This is a genomic window from Bacillus sp. GW823-FHT06A11, assembly GCF_058795355.1.
In genome coordinates this window covers 1-2,939 of sequence record NZ_JBXAHS010000021.1, presented here as the reverse complement: position 1 = coordinate 2,939, position 2,939 = coordinate 1, and the positions used below count along the sequence as shown (strand labels likewise).

The 2,939-nt window shown below is 51.6% G+C and carries 1 rRNA gene; it reads right to left on the bottom strand.

Going from position 1 to position 2,939, the window contains the following annotated elements:
• Window positions 1–8: 8 nt before the first annotated feature.
• Window positions 9–2,930: ribosomal RNA gene (locus AC1Q8L_RS29840) — 23S ribosomal RNA — on the bottom strand.
• Between the last annotated feature and the right edge of the window lie 9 nt (window positions 2,931–2,939).

Below are 2,939 nucleotides of genomic sequence, written 5' to 3'. Positions count from 1 at the left end.
CATATTATATGGTTAAGTCCTCGATCTATTAGTATTCGTCAGCTCCACATGTCACCATGCTTCCACCTCGAACCTATCAACCTGATCATCTTTCAGGGATCTTACTAGCTTACGCTATGGGAAATCTCATCTTGAGGGGGGCTTCATGCTTAGATGCTTTCAGCACTTATCCCTTCCGCACATAGCTACCCAGCTATGCCCTTGGCAGAACAACTGGTACACCAGCGGTGCGTCCATCCCGGTCCTCTCGTACTAAGGACAGCTCCTCTCAAATTTCCTACGCCCACGACGGATAGGGACCGAACTGTCTCACGACGTTCTGAACCCAGCTCGCGTACCGCTTTAATGGGCGAACAGCCCAACCCTTGGGACCGACTACAGCCCCAGGATGCGATGAGCCGACATCGAGGTGCCAAACCTCCCCGTCGATGTGGACTCTTGGGGGAGATAAGCCTGTTATCCCCGGGGTAGCTTTTATCCGTTGAGCGATGGCCCTTCCATGCGGAACCACCGGATCACTAAGCCCGACTTTCGTCCCTGCTCGACTTGTAGGTCTCGCAGTCAAGCTCCCTTATGCCTTTGCACTCTACGAATGATTTCCAACCATTCTGAGGGAACCTTTGGGCGCCTCCGTTACACTTTAGGAGGCGACCGCCCCAGTCAAACTGCCCACCTGACACTGTCTCCCGGGTCGATAAGACCCGTAGGTTAGAATTTCAATACAGTCAGGGCGGTATCCCACCAGCGCCTCCACCGAAGCTAGCGCTCCGGTTTCAATGGCTCCCGCCTATCCTGTACAAACTGTACCAAAATTCAATATCAGGCTACAGTAAAGCTCCACGGGGTCTTTCCGTCCTGTCGCGGGTAACCTGCATCTTCACAGGTACTATAATTTCACCGAGTCTCTGGTTGAGACAGTGCCCAAATCGTTACACCTTTCGTGCGGGTCGGAACTTACCCGACAAGGAATTTCGCTACCTTAGGACCGTTATAGTTACGGCCGCCGTTTACTGGGGCTTCAGTTCAGAGCTTCGCTTACGCTAACCCCTCTCCTTAACCTTCCAGCACCGGGCAGGTGTCACCCCCTATACTTCGCCTTACGGCTTCGCAGAGAGCTGTGTTTTTGCTAAACAGTCGCTTGGGCCTATTCACTGCGGCTTTCCGTTAAGAAAGCACCCCTTCTCCCGAAGTTACGGGGTCATTTTGCCGAGTTCCTTAACCAGAGTTCTCTCGCACACCTTAGGATTCTCTCCTCGCCTACCTGTGTCGGTTTGCGGTACAGGCACCTTTTATCTCGCTAGAAGCTTTTCTTGGCAGCGGGGAATCAAAGACTTCGCTCCATAAGGAGCTTCCCCATCACAGCTCAGCCTTCACGATAAGCGGATTTGCCTACTTATCAGCCTAACTGCTTGGACGTGCACAACCAATCGCACGCTTCTTCTATCCTTCTGCGTCCCTCCATTGCTCAAACGATAAAGAGGTGGTACAGGAATATCAACCTGTTGTCCATCGCCTACGCCTGTCGGCCTCGGCTTAGGTCCTGACTAACCCTGAGCGGACGAGCCTTCCTCAGGAAACCTTAGGCATTCGGTGGACGGGATTCTCACCCGTCTTTCGCTACTCATACCGGCATTCTCACTTCTAAGCGCTCCACCAGTCCTTCCGGTCTGACTTCACTGCACTTAGAACGCTCCCCTACCACTGATACCATTGGTATCAATTCGCAGCTTCGGTGGTGTATTTAGCCCCGGTACATTTTCGGCGCAGAGTCACTCGACTAGTGAGCTATTACGCACTCTTTAAATGGTGGCTGCTTCTAAGCCAACATCCTAGTTGTCTAAGCAACTCCACATCCTTTTCCACTTAATACACACTTTGGGACCTTAGCTGGCGATCTGGGCTGTTTCCCTCTTGACTACGGATCTTATCACTCGCAGTCTGACTCCTAAGGATAAGTCATTGGCATTCGGAGTTTGACTGAATTCGGTAATCCGATGAGGACCCCTAGTTCAATCAGTGCTCTACCTCCAAGACTCTTACACTTAAGGCTAGCCCTAAAGCTATTTCGGGGAGAACCAGCTATCTCCAGGTTCGATTGGAATTTCTCCGCTACCCACACCTCATCCCCGCACTTTTCAACGTGCGTGGGTTCGGGCCTCCATTCAGTGTTACCTGAACTTCACCCTGGACATGGGTAGATCACCTGGTTTCGGGTCTACGACCACGTACTAAACGCCCTATTCAGACTCGCTTTCGCTGCGGCTCCGCCTCTTCAGCTTAACCTTGCACGGGATCGTAACTCGCCGGTTCATTCTACAAAAGGCACGCCATCACCCATTAACGGGCTCTGACTATTTGTAGGCACACGGTTTCAGGATCTCTTTCACTCCCCTTCCGGGGTGCTTTTCACCTTTCCCTCACGGTACTGGTTCACTATCGATCACTAGGGAGTATTTAGCCTTGGGAGATGGTCCTCCCAGATTCCGACGGAATTTCACGTGTTCCGCCGTACTCAGGATACATTCAAGAGAGAACGAAGTTTCGACTACGGGGTTGTTACCCTCTACGACGGACCTTTCCAGGTCGCTTCGTCTACCTCGTTCCTTTGTAACTCCGTATAGAATGTCCTACAACCCCAAGAGGCAAGCCTCTTGGTTTGGGCTATGTTCCGTTTCGCTCGCCGCTACTCAGGAAATCGCATTTGCTTTCTCTTCCTCCAGGTACTTAGATGTTTCAGTTCCCTGGGTCTGTCTTCCATACCCTATGTATTCAGGTAAGGATACCATACCATTACGTATAGTGGGTTTCCCCATTCGGAAATCTTCGGATCAAAGCTTACTTACAGCTCCCCGAAGCATATCGGCGTTAGTCCCGTCCTTCATCGACTCCTAGTGTCAAGGCATCCACCGTGCGCCCTTTCTAACTTAACCAAACTAAAA